At 60.2% G+C, this 16,637-nt stretch carries 17 protein-coding genes; 4 read left to right on the top strand and 13 right to left on the bottom strand.

What is annotated here, in order from left to right:
* Window positions 1-58: 58 nt before the first annotated feature.
* The 3 genes from RT460_RS09380 to RT460_RS09370 form a co-directional block, all read right to left on the bottom strand.
* On the bottom strand, window positions 59-517 hold the full coding sequence (locus tag RT460_RS09380; protein WP_313318607.1) for a hypothetical protein: 459 nt from the start codon (window positions 515-517) through the stop codon (window positions 59-61).
* A 74-nt stretch (window positions 518-591) separates the two neighbouring features.
* Window positions 592-1,503 carry a PDZ domain-containing protein gene (locus tag RT460_RS09375; protein ID WP_313318606.1) on the bottom strand — a complete coding sequence of 304 codons (912 nt, stop codon included), beginning with the start codon at window positions 1,501-1,503 and terminating at the stop codon, window positions 592-594.
* A gap of 476 nt (window positions 1,504-1,979) precedes the next feature.
* Entirely contained in the window at window positions 1,980-2,930 is a 951-nt protein-coding gene (locus RT460_RS09370; protein ID WP_313318605.1) for an SOS response-associated peptidase family protein, read from the bottom strand.
* Between the two features lie 195 nt (window positions 2,931-3,125).
* Between RT460_RS09370 and umuD the strand changes: the two genes are divergently transcribed.
* The 4 genes from umuD to RT460_RS09350 all read left to right on the top strand — a co-directional run bounded on the left by umuD (window position 3,126) and on the right by RT460_RS09350 (window position 6,147).
* Complete coding sequence (umuD, locus tag RT460_RS09365) at window positions 3,126-3,590, top strand: translesion error-prone DNA polymerase V autoproteolytic subunit (protein ID WP_313318604.1); 465 nt, start codon at window positions 3,126-3,128, stop codon at window positions 3,588-3,590.
* Window positions 3,591-3,807: 217 nt separating this feature from the next.
* Complete coding sequence (locus tag RT460_RS09360) at window positions 3,808-3,996, top strand: hypothetical protein (protein ID WP_313318603.1); 189 nt, start codon at window positions 3,808-3,810, stop codon at window positions 3,994-3,996.
* On the top strand, window positions 3,996-4,883 hold the full coding sequence (locus RT460_RS09355; protein WP_313318602.1) for a hypothetical protein: 888 nt from the start codon (window positions 3,996-3,998) through the stop codon (window positions 4,881-4,883). The genes RT460_RS09360 and RT460_RS09355 overlap by 1 nt, the downstream gene beginning before the upstream one ends.
* 1 nt (window position 4,884) lies before the next feature.
* The gene (locus RT460_RS09350; RefSeq protein ID WP_313318600.1) at window positions 4,885-6,147 is read left to right on the top strand and encodes a Y-family DNA polymerase; all 1,263 of its coding nucleotides are present in this window, start codon (window positions 4,885-4,887) and stop codon (window positions 6,145-6,147) included.
* Window positions 6,148-6,153: 6 nt separating this feature from the next.
* Here the strand turns inward: RT460_RS09350 and RT460_RS09345 are convergent, their stop codons facing one another.
* From RT460_RS09345 to RT460_RS09300, 10 genes are all read right to left on the bottom strand, one after another.
* Window positions 6,154-7,905, bottom strand: coding sequence for an AAA family ATPase (locus RT460_RS09345; RefSeq protein ID WP_313318599.1), 1,752 nt, complete (start codon window positions 7,903-7,905; stop codon window positions 6,154-6,156).
* A 21-nt stretch (window positions 7,906-7,926) separates the two neighbouring features.
* A complete protein-coding gene (locus RT460_RS09340) occupies window positions 7,927-10,578 on the bottom strand; it encodes a DEAD/DEAH box helicase family protein (RefSeq protein WP_313318598.1) in 2,652 nt (883 codons plus the stop codon).
* 2 nt (window positions 10,579-10,580) lie between these two features.
* Entirely contained in the window at window positions 10,581-11,990 is a 1,410-nt protein-coding gene (locus RT460_RS09335; RefSeq protein ID WP_313318597.1) for a site-specific DNA-methyltransferase, read from the bottom strand.
* 233 nt (window positions 11,991-12,223) lie between these two features.
* Window positions 12,224-12,706, bottom strand: a complete 483-nt coding sequence (gene radC / locus RT460_RS09330) for a DNA repair protein RadC (RefSeq protein WP_313318595.1) — start codon at window positions 12,704-12,706, stop codon at window positions 12,224-12,226.
* 165 nt (window positions 12,707-12,871) lie between these two features.
* Complete coding sequence (locus RT460_RS09325) at window positions 12,872-13,387, bottom strand: hypothetical protein (protein ID WP_313318593.1); 516 nt, start codon at window positions 13,385-13,387, stop codon at window positions 12,872-12,874.
* On the bottom strand, window positions 13,384-13,773 hold the full coding sequence (locus RT460_RS09320) for a hypothetical protein (RefSeq protein WP_313318591.1): 390 nt from the start codon (window positions 13,771-13,773) through the stop codon (window positions 13,384-13,386). Before RT460_RS09320 ends, RT460_RS09325 begins: the two co-directional genes overlap by 4 nt.
* Window positions 13,770-14,057 carry a hypothetical protein gene (locus RT460_RS09315; protein WP_313318589.1) on the bottom strand — a complete coding sequence of 96 codons (288 nt, stop codon included), beginning with the start codon at window positions 14,055-14,057 and terminating at the stop codon, window positions 13,770-13,772. Before RT460_RS09315 ends, RT460_RS09320 begins: the two co-directional genes overlap by 4 nt.
* A 223-nt stretch (window positions 14,058-14,280) precedes the next feature.
* Complete coding sequence (locus tag RT460_RS09310; RefSeq protein WP_313318587.1) at window positions 14,281-14,763, bottom strand: hypothetical protein; 483 nt, start codon at window positions 14,761-14,763, stop codon at window positions 14,281-14,283.
* A gap of 98 nt (window positions 14,764-14,861) precedes the next feature.
* Entirely contained in the window at window positions 14,862-15,278 is a 417-nt protein-coding gene (locus tag RT460_RS09305) for a hypothetical protein (RefSeq protein WP_313318586.1), read from the bottom strand.
* Window positions 15,279-15,382: 104 nt separating this feature from the next.
* Window positions 15,383-16,588: an ankyrin repeat domain-containing protein gene (locus RT460_RS09300; RefSeq protein ID WP_313318584.1), complete on the bottom strand. Its 1,206-nt coding sequence runs from the start codon at window positions 16,586-16,588 to the stop codon at window positions 15,383-15,385.
* Window positions 16,589-16,637: the final 49 nt, after the last annotated feature.

Below are 16,637 nucleotides of genomic sequence, written 5' to 3'. Positions count from 1 at the left end.
ATCTTTCTGCGCCCCCCCCCCTGCAATGGCTCGGCCGAACGTTCCCTCGGAGTGCTCTTTATGAACCCGGGTCGACGTAGGGGCCGCGATCCCAAGAGCGGTATCGCCAAGGGACCACTTCTTCCAAACAGGTGATCCGAGGTTTGGGTAGGTGGGCAAACGCTTCGACGCTGGCGCGGAGTCGAGCTGCATGAGCTTGCGGAACAAACAGCCAAGGCCTTGCCGTCCAGACCAAGGGCACACCGCTGTCCCGGAACAGAGCTGCGCGCAAGCCTGGCCAGTGTTCATCCCAGGCCCTCAAGCGCGCCAGCAGGGACGGCGCACGGGCGGCATACGTGATCTCACAAAGGTAGGCTGCTTGCTCTTTGAAACTCACTGCAAGGGCGTCGCAATACCAATGCGGCCCGCTGGTGTCGGGGTTCTTTCCCTCGTTGAGCTGGATACAGCATTGGCTGTTGACGAACAGCGCCCGATCCGCCCGTAAGTAGTCCAACACTACGCCTTCAAAATGGTCCATCGCTTCGCGTCAGGGTTCTTCTGATGATCGAAACCAACGCCCGGCCCGGGCTACGGAATGGGCGGACGGAATGCTCATTGGTTCAACAGCTTGCTCTTTTGCGAATCGAACTCGGCCTGCGTCAGGATACCCTGCTCCTTGAGCTTCAGAAGCTTGGCCAACTCATCGGCAACCGAAAGGGCTGGTGCTACGGGAGCGGGCACCGGGGCGGGCTCCTCCGCGACGCTGACGACCTGAGTGGCCGTGGGACGGTATTCCCGGTCGACGGTGAGCGGCATTGCAGCGTCGTTGCGCGTGACATCGAGTTGGTAGGTCGGCGCCTTGGTTGCCTTTGCCAAGCCATCCAGGAAGTCACCATCGGTCTTGAACTTCTTTCCGGCCACGGAGGTGATGACGTCTCCTGCCTTGAGGCCCGCTCGGTCCGCGGCTCCACCAGGCGTCACCTCAGCCACCTCGTAGACCGCAGCCCTGCCGCGCGGAGCGACTTTACCTAGAACTCCGAGCACGGTGTGGTTGGGGAAGATCGTCCCTGCTGGGAACGCGCCTCCCGCACTGATCAGGAAGTTCATGATGCTGTTGTGGAAGTCCGCCCCTGAAAAAGGAGCACGCTGCATCTGGCCGAAGGCCATCTGGGTTTCCATCCAGCCCGACACCTGCACACGCGAGACTCCGGACAGCTCACTCACGTTGAAGCGGAAAAATCGCCGAGGTGGCGTGGAGTAGCTGTTGCCGAGCAGCATCTGACCCATGATGGACTGGCCTGTGCTCAACGGCGACTCGCAAACGACTTCCGTATCGCTGCTGCTCACGACCGTCCACTGGACATCCATGCATTTGCTGGACAAGCGGGAGACGGCCACCGATGCCTTGCCTGAGAACACCGCCTCGGGTGTGCCACTGGGAGTCACAGCGAACAGCTGGGAGCCAGTAGCGGTGAACGGCAGGACGATGAAACCAAGAAGAAAAATCAACGTTCGAATCGCCATGTGCGCTCCCCCTAGAGCATGTGACGTTGGACCTCCAGCCAATGTTACCCGTTTAGCTAACCCCTAAGCGCCGGATCGGCCCTCCAGAATCTCTCGCGCGATTTCCTCAGCGGCGTGCAGCGCCAGGCGGCACGATTCGAAATCCGGTAGCACCACGTCCCGGCAACCCGCTGCCGGGACCTCCACGGATAGAAGGCGCCATTGGAACCCTCCGCCGCGCCAGATCGTGGCCGAATACTCGTGACCGTCAAAAGAGAGAAATACCCGATGTAAAGACTCCGGAGGCTTCTGAGTGCCCATGACGGCTTTTCCAGGAGCAGGATGGCTCAGTCTGTCTTCGGGCCCCACGCTGTGCAACACAGGAAGCCTGAATAGGCCGAGGCCGAGATGAGCTCGGGGCCTCATGGAAGCGATACGGCTATAACAAAGGCCTTGGGGAAGTTCTTCGACCATCGACAGCCCTGGAGATCAGCGCCTTACGCAGCCTTGCGGTGCTCGTAGTAGGGGTGCTGCTTGTCGTCCATCAGAGCGAGCAACTCCTCGACGCTGCGGCCCTGCGGCGTCAACCAAGCGTCCACGTTCTCCGGCTTGAGGTTGACAATGGTGCGATCGTGCCCTGCAGCCGCGACTTCAGGCTCGGGGGCGTCGGTCACCGCCGCATAGGACCAGAGATCGGGCAGCAGGCCGGCCGGATCGGTCCAATGGGACACCAGGCACGCGATCAGCAGGTTCTCTCCGGTGCTCGGGATGAACTGAAGTTCTTGGCTGCCGCCTGCCCCATCATCGACGTTCTCGTAGAACACACGCGCCACCATCAAGCCGTGCGTATGCCCGAACTGGTGTCGCCAGAACCGAGTGAGGTTGTCCCGGCGGGCGTTGTAGGTGCCCGAGACCTGCCCGCGTTTGGTTCTGTCGATGCTAGGGTCCATGCCTGCCGGTCGGCAGTAGTAGCGCATCGGCCGAACGATCGGCCTGCCGTCCTCCACGATGAGAACAGGGGCATACCAGTCCGGGAAGATGCGGTCGTCGCGCTCGGGGACGGGCACCGTGCGGATGCCATCCGATATCCAGCGTTTCAGCTGCTTGACCTTGTTGCCCGCGATGCGTTGGTCGTTCGCGGCTTTCTTCGTCGGCTTGGACCCGGCCAACACCCGCTCTGCGTCGGCCAACCGCTTGGCCTGCTTGAACAGCTCTTGCTCGCTGTTTTGCACAAAAGTGGCGTTGTAGGACTGGATCAGCGCCTGAATCTCCGTCACGCCAGGCGTTTGCGGATGGAGGAACCCCTGGTCCATCCCTTTGGGGATTTTGATCTTGGGATCCGCTGCCCGGCGCAGGTAAAGCTCGACGAATGCGTCGATGTCGATGTCCGCACCATAGGCGCGAACGTATTTGTGGTAATCGGCCCACACTTCAGCGGAATAGCACATCCGGTCCTCCCAGCACGCGGTCTAGGCAATCCTAGCCAAGCGGCCCGAGACGGCGTGTGGAGAAAGCAAGCGCTCTACCCCGTAAGCGCATTCAGGAAATCCAACACGCCACGTTAGCAATACTACTAACATCCCGCTAGACTGACGCCCCGTTGTGGTCTCACTGGATGAGCCAGCCTTTCAGGAAACTCCCCCATGCTCACCCCCTCCTCCTTCCCTCCCGGCTTCCTTGGCGCCGCCGACTCGGCCGCTGAAGTCTTGGCACTCCCTGTGCTGCCGGTGCGCGTCACGTGTGGCTTCCCCAGTCCAGCCGAGGACTTCTTCGGCGTCACGGACCTGCTGGACCTCAACCAGCGGTGTATCGACAACCCGGTCGCCACGTTCTTTGTCGAGGCCGATACCGGCGAATCCATGGAGGGGTTTGGCATTGGACCAGGCGACACGCTGGTGGTCGACCGGAGCAAACGGCCGCGGCCGGGTGATGTCGTGATGGTGTTGTGGGAGGGGGGCTTCACCGTCAAGCAGCTGCGCCAGCGGGCCGGCCGCTTTGAGCTGCATTCCGGCAACCCGGCCAATGCTGCAATACTGGTGCCAGAAGACGTTGAGCTGGACGTCTGGGGCGTGGTGACCTGGTCCTTCCGAAAACAACTCAGGCGCTGACATGGAAGACTCACGAACCCGTTGGAGTCACCTCACAGCAATGGAGGGCCCGCGTTGGCCCATCCGCTGCGGTCATGTATTTAGCGCCGACGACCTCGCACTCCTCCGGAAGGGGCTCTGGCCACGCGACACGGACGACCGGTGGGCGGTTTGGCTCGACGGGGACACCCTGCGCTGTTGGCGCTCTTGGACCGATACGTGCATCTACGAGGCGCAGGTGGCATTGACCGAGGACGGGTCGGCCCAAGCCTTGGTGCTGCACGTGCTCGACGAAGAAGATGCCTACCGGCGAGCGCCCACGGATGAAGGGGAGCTCGAACGCTTTGAAGGGGTGCTGTCCCTCGTGTGGCGCCGCGAGGGCGGGTTCGGCGCACTCGACGGCGTGACGCTCATCCAGGAGCCGTGATGCGCGATCGGATAGCACTTTGGAAACGTGTCTACGACACAGACGACAACGCGATTTCGACGGCGTTGTCCAAGCTGGCGTGGGACCTGGCCGCGTTCACTTGCGTGGTGGAAATGGTCCGCCACGCGCCCGATGCCGATGACGGGAAGCGACTCAACGGGATGGTGTTGGAAATGCTCGTTACGGGCTTCTGGAGCAGCACCATGCAAGGCGTTCGGCGTCTGGCTGAGCGGGACACCATCCACGGCGCTTATGGGGTGTGCTCCATTGGTGGCCTGTTGCTGGACGCCAAAGCAATCCGGCAACGCGTCACGCGCCGGGTATTCGTAGAGGACATTGCCGGATTGACCTATAACTACTCCGCCGTTGAAGACCAGTATTGGCAGTTCGCGCGCGCTCAACCACCAGGCGACGCTTATCTCGTTCCGCGGGAGTATCAATACGAGCCTTCGGCACAACGGCATGCAGTGTTTGACTGGCTGAGCGGGACCACGCCCGGCACGTCAACTCCCGATGACCTGATTCGGGAAGACGTGTTTGACGCGTTGGAGCGACGCCTAGCGCGCCTGGATGGTGTCGTGGAACACGTTAACGTAGAGATCGCCCATGCGGCCACAGAGTTCAGCCGGACGGGCCGAGTGCTTCCGCGCTGGAATCTGGACGACGCAAAAGATGCCATCAAGGAGCTGGCTGAGATCGCGCAACTGGTGGGCGAGTGGTTTTGCTACAGCGGCATTGGCAGCGTTCTTCCCCACCCGTCGTTCGACCAATTCGCGCACGTGGACCAGCCCCTTTTCAACGGTGACACACAACAACTCCAAGCTACTTGGGATGGTCTGGAGCAAGAAATCAGGCAGTGGCACGACGTGGATCCGAGGGCCCTTTGACATGTTGGGTCTCGTCGACGGCAACAACTTTTACGCCAGCTGCGAACGGGTCTTTAACCCATCCCTCCGCGGTATGCCCGTGGTCATCCTCTCCAACAACGACGGCTGCGCCATTGCCCGCAGCCAAGAGGCCAAGGATCTTGGGGTCGGGATGGGTCAGCCGATCCACCAAGTCCCTTTCGGCGTCCGTCGCCAGCTGAAGGTGCTATCAGCCAACTTTGGCCTCTACGGCGATCTGTCCGGGCGCGTGGTCTCAATCCTCCGGGACCTGTTTCCGCACGTTGAGGTCTACAGCATCGATGAATCGTTCGTCTCGTTCGATGGCATTCCCAAAGCTGACCAAGAGCGCGTTGCCGCCGAAGCCCGGACGCGGATCTTGAAGTGGACTGGTATCCCTTGCTGCGTGGGCTTGGGGCCGACGAAAACCTTGGCCAAGCTGGGCAACAAGGCCGCCAAGAAGACGGCGCATGGTGTCATGACCGCCCTGCCCGGCTCCGCCCTGTTGGACCGCTTTCCCGTCGAAGATGTCTGGGGCGTGGGCCGCAAGCTGACTACCCGACTGGGGATTGAGGGCGTGCTTACTGCGGCTGACCTAGTCCACGCGGACAGCGACACATTGCGGGCGCGGTATGGCGTGACGTTGGCCCGCACCCAGCGAGAGCTTCAGGGGATTGCCTGCTCCTCGTTAGAAGAAGTCGAACCGGACCGGCAGCAGATCGTGGTGTCCCGTTCGTTCGGCAAAGAGGTCGTGGCCTTAGAAGACCTTCAACAAGCCGTTGCCACTTTCGCCCAGAGGGCCTGCGAGAAGCTCCGAGGGCGCTCGCTGCAGGCCGGTGGGGTTTGGGTGTTTCTCCACACCAACCCGTTCAAGCCCGGGGCACCCCAATACCATCCCAGCAAGGCTCTTAACTTCATATCGCCGACCACGGACACCCGCGAGGTGCTCGTGGTGGTTCAAGCCCTGACCAAGGCGATGTGGAGGGAAGGCTACCGTTACAAGAAGGCGGGCATCGGGCTGCTGGACCTGACCGCGAGGGACGTCCACCAAGGCGATCTGTTCGCCCAGGTAGACCCGCGCTCCCACGCGTTGATGGACGTCATGGACCGCGCAAACGCGAAGTTCGGTCGTGGCGCCATGGCGTTTGCGTCGTCTGCCAAGCGCGTGCGCGGAGGCGAGCAGCGCAGGCAGGTGTGGGCCATGAACCAGACCGCGTTGTCACCGGCTTATACGACCAGGTGGGATCAGCTGGTTCGAGTGAGGTAGGGACCGTCATCGCGCCAACCATTCCACCAACTCGCGGACACCGGCCGCGTCGGAGCAGGCTGCGTCCACTCCCTCGTTCTCCACCTTCATTTGCAAGGTGAGCCACGCGTGTTCCTTCTTCTCCTTCAGCCCGACATGAGGTTCGATAGCTCCTCGGCTCCATAACCAGATCGATTTATCCCGAAGCTTTAGAACTAGAGCATGAATGTGAGGCGCCGCCTCTGGCTTTCCCGCAAGAAGTTCGAAGGCTTTTGATGCGCCCCCCTGCGGGCCCTTCTTTGGAAGCCCGCCATCGTCCAGAGAGATGGTTCCCGCGTCCGACATCTCTGCCAGTATGGTCTTACAGGCACCAAGATCCGTGTCGTCCGCATCTAAAAACCCATGCTTAGATGCCTGCCGGAAAGCATAGTCGAGATCCACAATCGCACATGCCGGAATCCCAATCGCGTCAAGAATCTCCATGGATTTCTGAGTGTCGGACACCCCGCTCATCGCGACAATCGCGAGTGAAGACTGTCCCATGGTCTTCCCGGAGACGGCGCAAAAGAGACTTGGAAGCAAACGGAGTTCTGTCTTTCCCTCGGTCAAGACCACCTTGTCCGCGAATAGCATCTGGGACGAGTTGGTCAAACTAAAAATCTGGTGGAGTTGGTGCGTCGGCTCCGCAACCAGCTTTTCGACGACCGCCTGAAGCCTCGGCCTTGCTTGTGTGCCCTGCGGATGTTTCTTCGTCATCAGCAAGGCGTTCTTCGCGTCACGGGCGAGGATCATCTGAGCGGAGTGAGTCGAAAAAATGACTTGATAGCCCGCTTCAGATAGCAAACGCAAAGCCTCGCGAACTTGCTCCACTGCGAAGGGGTGCATGAACAGCTCGGGCTCATCGATCAACAACAAGGTCACACCGCCCACGACCGCCGCCCCTCGCTTCAGATCAGCCAAGTGACGCACCATGGCCATTTGAATGGCGCGCTGGGCACCGTGGCCGTAGGAACCGAAGGCTCTGCCCTTTCCATCACCTTCATAGACCTTAACAGTTCCAGCTTTGATGAGATCGTTCAGAACTGGGACTGGAAAATCCAGCTTGATGCTGACCCCAGGGAACAAATCAGAGATTTTCGCATTAATCGAGGCATCGATTCGCCCCAGCTCATCAAACCGCTCTGTTCCCTCCGCGGAAAGCATTCCAACGATCGCCGAAAGGTGCGGTGACAGGTCAGCCTCGTGCCTCTCCTGGATCGCCGCAACCATGTCGGTAAGAAGTTTGCCAATCGTCGTAGTGGTTGTTGCTTTACTGGCGTCCTCGGCCGCATCCTCCATCGCTCCGATGCGTATTGGCTCCGGGAAAAGAGCAGAGATTGCTTGATCAATACCGGTTGGATTGGGATCCCACGCGTTCGTGTCTGGATTCAATATGGTCAGGAATACATCCCCGCCAGGCACCTGCTGAACTTTTCGGATGAAGAGCACCCCATTGCGCACATGGGGCTCAATTTTGCTTCGATGCCTAACCTCTAGCGTCGCGAGGTCCGCTTCGGCGATGCCGTAAAGGCGGCCGAATACCTCAACAGGCAATAGGGAATCGTGGAAGTCTTCCTCCTTCAACTTCCCCTTTTTCACCAACCATTGCAACGCAGTGAGGCAGTTGCTTTTACCGCAGTTGTTCAACCCGACCAGCGGCGTAAACTTGGTCAGTTGCAACTGGGTGGAAACACACGATCGGAAGTTCCGAATATCTAAGTCTGAGATGTAGACAGCCATTCCGTTGCCCCCTGTTGTGAGTCACTCCCCGATCACAGCCCTAAGCTGTTCGGTGACGCTGTTGCCCTTCTCATCCTTCAACTGGGCCATGAGGTAAACCCCTCGGCCATTGCTCTTCTTGGCCCACAGCTCCCCGATCATGCGCTTCTCCTTCTCGGAGTCTGCGGAGTAGCGGTCGCCGCCTTTGTATTCAACGACCAGCAGACGCCCATCCTTCAGCCTGGCAACGAAGTCCGGGTAGGTCCGCTGCTTGGACGTGGGCATCCAGAACTGGCTCTTGTCCACCAGGTTGCGGACCCAGAACTCCACTTCATCCAGCTGGTCGATGGCCTGGGCGCAGAGGAACTCTTCCCCCAGCTTGCCCGCAGCCGTCCTCCACTTCAGATCGCCCACCCAAGGGTAATAGTGCTTGCGGAAGCGGTAAGTCCCGTCTTGCTGTTCGTAGTAGGAATGCCCTGGATACTGCCTAAAGTCCGCCGGATAGGTGAACATTGCGTCCGGCTCGGCGCTCACCACGATTTCTGCTTCCGCGCCAAGCAGCACTCGCTGGAAACCGTCCTTGAGAGCTTCGGCCTTGGCGATCTGGAGCTGCTCGCCCAGTTTCCGCCGGAGCACGAACTGGCCATTGAGCAGCTGGGACAGTGAGAAGCCCCGATCTTCGGACAACCCGCTGATGGACCGGCGCAGCCACTCGCGCAGAACCGGCTGCTTCACGCCAGGGTCTCGGATCTTCTGATCCAGCCAACCCACCAAATCTGCTTGGGTTCTATCCTTGGCAAAGCCCGGCAGGTAGGTGTTTACGTCGTCATCGATCTTCGTGTAGCTGACCTTTGCATCAACCAAATCCACCTCGAAGGTCTGGCTGTCGGCGTTGAACTTGAGGCTGGAGAGGTCCGGGGGGTAAGCCAGCAAGTCCCAGGTGAAGCCCGGGGGCGTGGCACCGCTCTCCACGAACTCCAGCTCGCCCTGCTCCATGACGCCGAGCCGGGGGACGCTGAACACCACCCCGTTCTGGCTGGGCGCTTTAACCGCCTTGGCCGTGATCTGGTGCCGCTGGATCGTAGCCGTCGCTTCCTCGCGCTCCTTGGTTGGCACAGCCTTGGTGATCGCTTCCACCGTGGAATCGTCAACCTCGCCCGTGATCTCGACCGACCCGCCCTTCCCCTCTTCGCTCGGAGTAAAGACCACGTTGGCTTGGTCCCGAGCGGGGATACCGGTGAGGTCTGGCTGCTTGCTCACCGCGATCGTGGTCTTCGGCGTGACGGGGACCGGATTGACGTTGCCGCCTTGCAGCGGCAAACCAGGCCCAGGGGTGAGATCCGGCAGCACTGCGCCGACGGCTTCCAACGGGTTGAACCCGATATCGATGAGCGACTTGGTCAGCTCTGCGGCCGCCAAGTTGAAAGCCGTGGTGGTGACGTGCGCGTAGGCCTTGTTCATGGCCTCTTGCTTGCGACGAGTGGCATACGGCATGCGCAGCACGCGGCCCAGCAACTGCTGGATGTCCTTGTCGCTTTTGACTTGGGCCACCGAACAAAACACATAGGCGAAAGAACAATCCCACCCTTCCTTGAGTGCTTGCTTGGTAATGATGACCTCGATAGGACAGTCCTTGGCGAACAGGTCCACGCCATCGATTTCGCGTTGGTCACCGGTTGCAATGGCAATGGCCTTCTCGGGCACCTTTTCGTTGTCGATGAGGTGCTTCTTGACCTCCTCCACCGTGGCCGTGCCCTTGGCGTTCTCGGCCTGGATCAGCAGGATGGGACGGATATAGTCCGGCTCGCCAAGCGCGGTCTTGCCCAGCTCGTTTCGGCGAGCGACGGCGCTGCCCACAGCGACCTCCCACTGCGCGACATGCTCTTTCAGCACGACCGGGAACTTGATCATGTCCGCTGCCTTGAGCTCAAAGGCGCTGACGCTGACCAGCACGTTGCTCTTGCTGGCCTCGGGGGTCGCGGTCAGCTCCACCACCACTTTGGCACCCAAGCGCTCGTAGACCTGATACGAGAGCGGCGTGTTCGCATTGTGGGCTTCGTCGGTGATGACCAACGGTCCGTGGAGTTTGAGCAGGTTGGCGAACGAGGCAATCGCCTTCCCGGCCTTGTTCTGCTCCAGGTAGGGAAGGTCCGACACGCTGCCTGCAAAATGGGCCTCCAGATCTTCGTGGTGCTTGTATACGTTGCGGTCTTCGCGTTCTTCGACTCTCAGTGCTGCCATGGTCGAGATGACCACGCACACCTTGGTGCCCAGGTCCGCGGGACGAATGTGGGTGAAGTCCTCCACGTCGAATACCGCCACCTTGCCGCCGAATGCCTCGTCCAGCTCCTGGCGGTAAGGGTGACGTGGATTCTTGAACGCTTCGAGGGTCTGGGTCTTGATCTGGGTGGTGGGGACCATCCACATGACCAGCGGAAACTCGCGCTCCAGGTATGCGTCGCCTGCGGCCTGAATGATGTGCGCGCCCATGACGGTCTTGCCACCGCCCGTGGGGATGCGCAGGCAGACGTAGGGCGAGGCATCCATGCCAGGCATCGGCTTGTAGTGGGTGACCAGGCCAGGATCCACGTTTTTCTCAAACGCGGATGCGGGACCGGTCAGCCGGGCGTCTTCCAAGAACTGGGCCAGGCTGGACAGGGCCCGCTGCTGATACACCTTGAGAGAAAGAGCCATGCTTAGCGTGCCTTGATGTCGTAGGGGGTCTGCTTGAAGGTGATTTGGAGCTCCTCCAGCCGCTCCTTGGGCAAGTCGCACGACTCGCCGTAGATCACCTTTGGACCATCAAAGGGTTGTAGGCCCTTCAACACCCGCTTGGTCAGCACGTTGCCGCCGGTCTTACTTTCATCGCCCAGGATCCCGTTGAACAGCAGGTAGTAGCCGATCCCGTGGTGCTCACCTAGGAATGGCTGTTTAACGGCACGGGTGGAACGCGCGGTGCCGGTTTCGGCGAACCAGACGTGGGCGGCCAAGTGCTCAAACTTGATGCCCTCTCGGATGTGGCCGCTTTCATCAAACACGGGCACGCCCAGCTTGTAGAAGCGGAAGCCGCCGCCGCCGCGCCATTCAACCGCTTCTGACACGCCACCGGCATCACCGTTGACGACTTGCTCAAGCCTTGGCTGACAGTGAGTCCGTGCATGTGCCCCCTCTTCAATTCCGATCCACCGTCTCCCCATCTTGTGAGCGACAGCACAGGTCGTTCCTGAGCCGAGAAAGCTGTCAAGGACCAAGTCACCTTCATTTGACGCTATCTCAATGATCATTCGAAGCAGTTGTTCAGGCTTCGGCGTAGAGAACGGCTCTTGATCTTGAAAAAGATTGAGCATCTCTTTTTTTGCGTCCTGATTGCTTCCTGCAAAACGGTGATCCCACCATGTGTCCGGGACTACCCCATCGATGCTCTCACTGAGAAACACCTTCTCCCGGGGCCTACTCTTACCTGCCTTACCAAACCACAGCCGATTGTCAGCGAGCAGCTCCGCCGTCCTTTCAGGCATGCCGTTCCAGTGCCGCCCTGCTGGTGGACCCACTCTCCCACCACCGGGGAGGTCAATCTCATACCTATACGCAGCTCGCTTTTCAGCGCTCTCTGAGGGCACCGAGAACGCGACACTGGTCCAAACACCCCGAGCATCACCGTCAATGTTTTTATAGGACTTCAGATTTTCCGGAGTCCTAGAAACAAGGTTTCGCTTCCAGCTTTCCTTCTTCTTGGCGTAAACGAATAGATGATCATGGCTTCCGGATATCTGGGCCTTATTCTTCTTTGCAAAAGCCTTCTGCCACGCGATCTCTGTTACAAAATTCTTCCGACCGAAGATCTCATCAGCGATAACCTTAAAATAATGAGCCTCATTGTCATCCAAGGTTACCCACATCGAACCACCTTCGGCTAAGAGCTCACGTAGCAACTCCAAGCGTGGATACATCATAGACAGCCACTTCGAATGCTCCAAATTGTCATCGTAATGCTCGAAAGCACTCTTGGTGTTGTATGGTGGATCGATGAAGATGCATTTCACTTGTCCTGCGTAATAGGGCAGCAGGGCCTTAAGCGCAGCCAAATTGTCGCCTTCGATCAGCATATTTGGGGAATCCACCTCCCCATGAGACAAGCTAGCCACCGGCTCCAAGAGACGGTAGGGCGTGAGGGCAGAACGGGTTAGGTCCTCGTCGCGGTTGGACCAAGAAAGCAAGGGCATCGAAGGCATTCCCAAAAACAGGCCCCAAGTATCGGCCAAGACGCATCTTACGGGCCAGCGTCGCAACTCCTGCGACCCCGCCGGCGTCCGCCAGGCTTGAGGATCGAGCCCCTGGGCTATATGAGCCCTCGCTCCGCGAAGCTGGTCGCCTCAAAGCCGCCGAGCACCACGTGATCCAGCACCCGCATGTCCAGCAGGGCCAGCACCTGCTTCAGCCGGGCCGTCAGGGCACGGTCTGCAGCGCTGGGCTGGGGGTTGCCTGAAGGGTGGTTGTGGAACAGAACCACGGCGGCGGCGTTGGTTTCTAAGGCACGCTTGGCGACGATGCGGGGATGGACCTCGCAGCTATCGATGGTGCCGGTGAACAGGTGCTCGGTCACGATAACCCGGTGTTTGTTGCCCAGGAAAACGATGCCGAAGACTTCGTGGGCCAGGTGCGCGCAGCGGGCGCGGAGGTAATCGGTGGCGTCAGTCGGGCTTTGGATAATGCCCTGGCGCTCCAGGCGGCGGGGCAGGATCTCTTCTGCGGCGAGGAGGATGCCGGCCTCGTCCATCAGCAACTGGCATTGGGCACGGGTGTCGTTGACGCTGCGCTTCATGGTTTGGCTCCCGGTGCTGGATGCGCCTCGTGGGAACCGGTCAGCGAAGCGTCGGGCCCAACCGCACCGGAAGCGAGCACTGCGGCAGCGGAGCGCAGTGAGGCCGGAACGTCAGAGGAGGAGCCGAAGGCTTGCGGGCTGGCACAGCGGAGCCAGGCTCCCGTTTCAGAGGCGAAACGTCGGGAGTGCGTTTGAAGGGTTGTCAGGCCCGGCCATGGTCTTGCAGAGGCGCGCTCTTCGGCAATAGCTGTAGACCGCGGAGCTACTCACGCCCAGCTCCCGGCCCAGTTGGGCGCGGTTGACCTGCTCCAGCCGGGCCTGGACGTGGTCGCGGGTCAGGCCGCACAAGGTGCGGTGTTCCGCTGGCTTGGGCTTCGGGAATCCGGGGATGCCTAGGGCCTTGCGGTCGTGGCTGATCGTGAGGACGCTCACCCCCAAGCGTGTGGCGATCTCGGCGGATTTGTAGCCATCCTTCACCATGCGTAGCACCTGCACCTGCCGCGCCACCACCCGTTCGACTGGACTGTTGCTTGTGAGGCTATGGCGGCGCACGAAACAACTCACGGCCTGCTTCGTGACTCCGACCTGGGCGGCGATGGCACTCTGGGTGAAGCTCTGAACCAACAGACTCTGGACTTGTTGTGGGGAGTGACCGGCCAGGCCTCGGTTGCGTGCGGTCATGCGATGAAGCCCAGCGCCTGTTGGGCATGGCGAATGACGCGGGGCGATACCCCCAGGACCAGTGCTTGCTTCACCACTGGCACGTTCGCTTGGGTATACGCCCGAACCGCGTAACGGCGCTGGCTCACGTAAGCCCGGTAGCGCTCTGCCGGGTGGCTGGGCATGGCATCGCAGGGGTCCACGCGCTGGGCATGCAGGAGTTGCTCCGGCTCGCCGTGGGCTCGGCGGTGGGCGGCCAGGACTTCGTCCACGTCGGCGCTGTAAGGCGTGTTGCGCTGGCCTGCGTCGTAGATAGCCTGGATGTCTGGAGGCATGGGCAGCAACTCAGAGCCGCCGTTATTCGACAGCGCGCCTGGCGCAAACAAGGTGGAGCGCTCGCGGCTCATTGCCTCGCTCCACGTGCGGCAACGCATGCACCCAAGCAGGCCAGAAGCAGGAAGAGGCCAACCGGCCACGCACCGAACGTGCCCACCGCCGCACCCATCGCCAGGAAGATGACTCCCACCCCAAACAAGCCGGCCTGGATAACGAAGCGGCCGTAGGTTCGGCCGTGTCGCTCTCCTGCGCGCACGCGTATCCATGCAGCCTTCGCGTTCCTGAAGCGATTGAGGGTCAAATACGGCACCGTGAGCATCAGCCCCAGCAGCACCACAAGCAGAAGCGCGCTCATCATCGGCGGCCTGCCCCGCGACTCCTCAGCGGGTGCGCCTGGAAAGTGAGAGGTTGGCCCCACTGGCTGGGCTTCAGATTCCAAGCCATTGGCAGGTGGTGCGGCTCATGAGGTTGCGCAGGGGAGCAGTCCATGCCATCCAGGATTAGATGCCCGCATTGCTTGAAGTCTTCGACGGTCAATGAGGCAGCGGAGCGCTTACGAGAAAATGCGTTGCACGTCATCAGCGTTGCCCCTCCATCGGCACGACGGGCACGACGCGGGTCTTGCTGCCCTTCCCAACTAAGAAGACTTGGTCCTGAACTCGGATCGGCAGATCATCGGCCTGGACAATGGCAATCACCTTGCCGCTCTCTAAATCCCTGACATACACCTCCACGCCCCGGCGTTTGCTCAAACCGTTCTGAACCGCCGTGCCAGCCACCCCGCCGATGGTCCCGGCCGCAATACGAGAAGCGTTTCGATAGTTTTTGTTCACGTCTCGCACGGACGCGTAACCTATGGCGGCGCCAATAGCGGAACCGGCGTTTAGACGCTTGTCGCTCTTGATGTCCACGCTGCGGACCATCAACACCTCGCCCAAGCGGGCGTTCTGAACGGACAAGGTTTCGCTGGTGCCGTATCGGCGGGCCGACGTGTTATCCGCGGCCGAGGCAGTGAGCGGGAGCAGGCTGGCGAGGGCCAGAGAAATAATCAGTGCGCGCATGGAGGCTCCTTATTCGTGTGGGTTGATATACCCATAACAAACGGTTGGCTTTGCGCAAGAGGCTCAGACAAGGAAAAGGCGGCTTTCGCCGCCTTCTCTTATCTCTTACAAACATCACCCAAGTTGAGATCGGACGCTGTGGCGGTCGCTCCCTCCCCTCGGACACAGACCACGAGCGTCGTCAGACGCGATTGACCGCCAGATCGTGCAATAAACCAGGTCTTTGAGCTGAACGGGTCATTGGCCACCACCAGCGAACGACCGGAGGTCGCAGCACTATCGACGAAGGGCCCCTCCAGAGTGATCTCACCGCCGAAATCGTCCCAAGTCACTCCCCCAGATTTCAGCAGAGCAGGAATGTCCTCTGCGGTAGCGTTCTTCGGCAAGTCAACTTCTCCGACCAGCTGTAAAGGTTCAGAACGGACCACGCCACTCGGCTGGCCATCGGATCCGACGGAACATCCCGATGCGAGCAACAGCATGCCGGCAATCATAGAACCAGAAATCATGCGCATAAAACCTCCTTTTTTGTGTGGGTAGATATACCCATACCAAACGGATTGAGTTGCGCAAGGCCGTTGAGAAAAATAAAGGCGGCTTTCGCCACCTTTCTTTGGGGTTAGAAGCGGCGCCGTTGCCGAGGGACTTCCTGGGACTGACCGTCCGTGCTTCCTTGTGCCGCCAAGGCAGCTTGGACCTGGCGCTGGGCGTCGGCGGTGAATCCGCCTTCCGGTGGCTTCCAGGCATGGGCAGGGGGGAGGCTCGACTCAAGGTGCTTGGCTCGATCTTTTGCATGCAGATCGTTGAAGAACGCCTTTCCGCTGTAGATGGGCGCTTCGCCCTTGTGGTTCTTGATGTGGGGATCTGCGCCAGCCTCAACCAATGCCTTCAAAACCTCTATGCGGCGGTCGGCGTGTAGAGGCGTGTTTCCAAAGTTGTCCTGAGCGTTCAAGTCTGCCCCTGCTTTAACAAGCGCTTGCACTGTCGCGGGATGATTCGCGCGATGGAGCGGCGTCCGGCCATCCTTCCCCCTCGCATTGACGTCAGCGCCTGCGCGGGTAAGCAACGCGACTGCCTCTGGATCCCTGGCTGAATGAAGTGGCTGATCTCCTCGGCAATCGAGCGCCGCGGGATCGAGACCCGCTTTCAGAAGTTCCTTGAGTGCGCCCTTGTTCGCATTGAAAAGCGGGGTGCGCCCTTCATTGTCCTGCGCGCGCAAATCAGCCCCAGAAGCCATCAATGCCCGTGCCTCCGCCTGCCCATTTGCCTGGAAAACGGGCGTTTGTCCGCTGCCATTCCGCGCGTTGACGTCCGATCCCGCTTTCAGCAACACTTTGAGACAGCCATCGTGAGCGCCAAACAATGGCGTGTTTCCTTTGATGTCGCGAACATTGACGTCCGCACCCGCTTTCACCAGTTGCGTCAGAGCTCCTTCATTCGTGTTGAAGAGCGGGGTCCTCCCCTTCTGGTCTCGCGCATGAACATCGGCGCCCGCCGCGATCAACGCCAGGGCGTCACCTTGTCCTTTCGCACTGAAAAGTGGCGTTTCCCCACCGTCGTTTCGAGCGTTGATGTTCGCTCCGGCCTTGATCAGTTCAATCGCCGCCCCTTCGCTCGTCACGGAATGAAGCGGGGTATTGCCAAGACCATCCCTTGCTTCAATGTCCGCACCGGCTTTCAGCAACGTGCGGACCTCGCGAGGGTGATACGCATCATGAAGGGGAGTCTGATCAAGCCATTCCTCGTCCCGTGCATTCACATCGGCAGGGATCGGTGAAAAGCCCGTTCTCTTCAAAAGAAACTTTTTAACACCCGAAGTATCCAACACACACCTCCACGATCATCTATTGACATCTATCCATTAGCAGAAGAAC

The sequence above is a fragment of the Stenotrophomonas sp. genome, from assembly GCF_032061965.1.
Classification (GTDB): domain Bacteria; phylum Pseudomonadota; class Gammaproteobacteria; order Xanthomonadales; family Xanthomonadaceae; genus Stenotrophomonas.
This window is presented reverse-complemented; position numbering and strand designations above follow the sequence as displayed.

Excerpts from the sequence above, each read along its gene's own strand:
- RT460_RS09380 (WP_313318607.1), bottom strand. The coding sequence starts at position 517 with ATGGACCATTTTGAAGGCGTAGTGTTGGACTACTTACGGGCGGATCGG.
- RT460_RS09375 (WP_313318606.1), bottom strand. The coding sequence starts at position 1,503 with ATGGCGATTCGAACGTTGATTTTTCTTCTTGGTTTCATCGTCCTGCCG.
- RT460_RS09370 (WP_313318605.1), bottom strand. The coding sequence starts at position 2,930 with ATGTGCTATTCCGCTGAAGTGTGGGCCGATTACCACAAATACGTTCGC.
- umuD (WP_313318604.1), top strand. The coding sequence starts at position 3,126 with ATGCTCACCCCCTCCTCCTTCCCTCCCGGCTTCCTTGGCGCCGCCGAC.
- RT460_RS09355 (WP_313318602.1), top strand. The coding sequence starts at position 3,996 with ATGCGCGATCGGATAGCACTTTGGAAACGTGTCTACGACACAGACGAC.
- RT460_RS09350 (WP_313318600.1), top strand. The coding sequence starts at position 4,885 with ATGTTGGGTCTCGTCGACGGCAACAACTTTTACGCCAGCTGCGAACGG.
- RT460_RS09345 (WP_313318599.1), bottom strand. The coding sequence starts at position 7,905 with ATGGCTGTCTACATCTCAGACTTAGATATTCGGAACTTCCGATCGTGT.
- RT460_RS09340 (WP_313318598.1), bottom strand. The coding sequence starts at position 10,578 with ATGGCTCTTTCTCTCAAGGTGTATCAGCAGCGGGCCCTGTCCAGCCTG.
- RT460_RS09335 (WP_313318597.1), bottom strand. The coding sequence starts at position 11,990 with ATGCTGATCGAAGGCGACAATTTGGCTGCGCTTAAGGCCCTGCTGCCC.
- radC (WP_313318595.1), bottom strand. The coding sequence starts at position 12,706 with ATGAAGCGCAGCGTCAACGACACCCGTGCCCAATGCCAGTTGCTGATG.
- RT460_RS09325 (WP_313318593.1), bottom strand. The coding sequence starts at position 13,387 with ATGACCGCACGCAACCGAGGCCTGGCCGGTCACTCCCCACAACAAGTC.
- RT460_RS09320 (WP_313318591.1), bottom strand. The coding sequence starts at position 13,773 with ATGAGCCGCGAGCGCTCCACCTTGTTTGCGCCAGGCGCGCTGTCGAAT.
- RT460_RS09315 (WP_313318589.1), bottom strand. The coding sequence starts at position 14,057 with ATGAGCGCGCTTCTGCTTGTGGTGCTGCTGGGGCTGATGCTCACGGTG.
- RT460_RS09310 (WP_313318587.1), bottom strand. The coding sequence starts at position 14,763 with ATGCGCGCACTGATTATTTCTCTGGCCCTCGCCAGCCTGCTCCCGCTC.
- RT460_RS09305 (WP_313318586.1), bottom strand. The coding sequence starts at position 15,278 with ATGCGCATGATTTCTGGTTCTATGATTGCCGGCATGCTGTTGCTCGCA.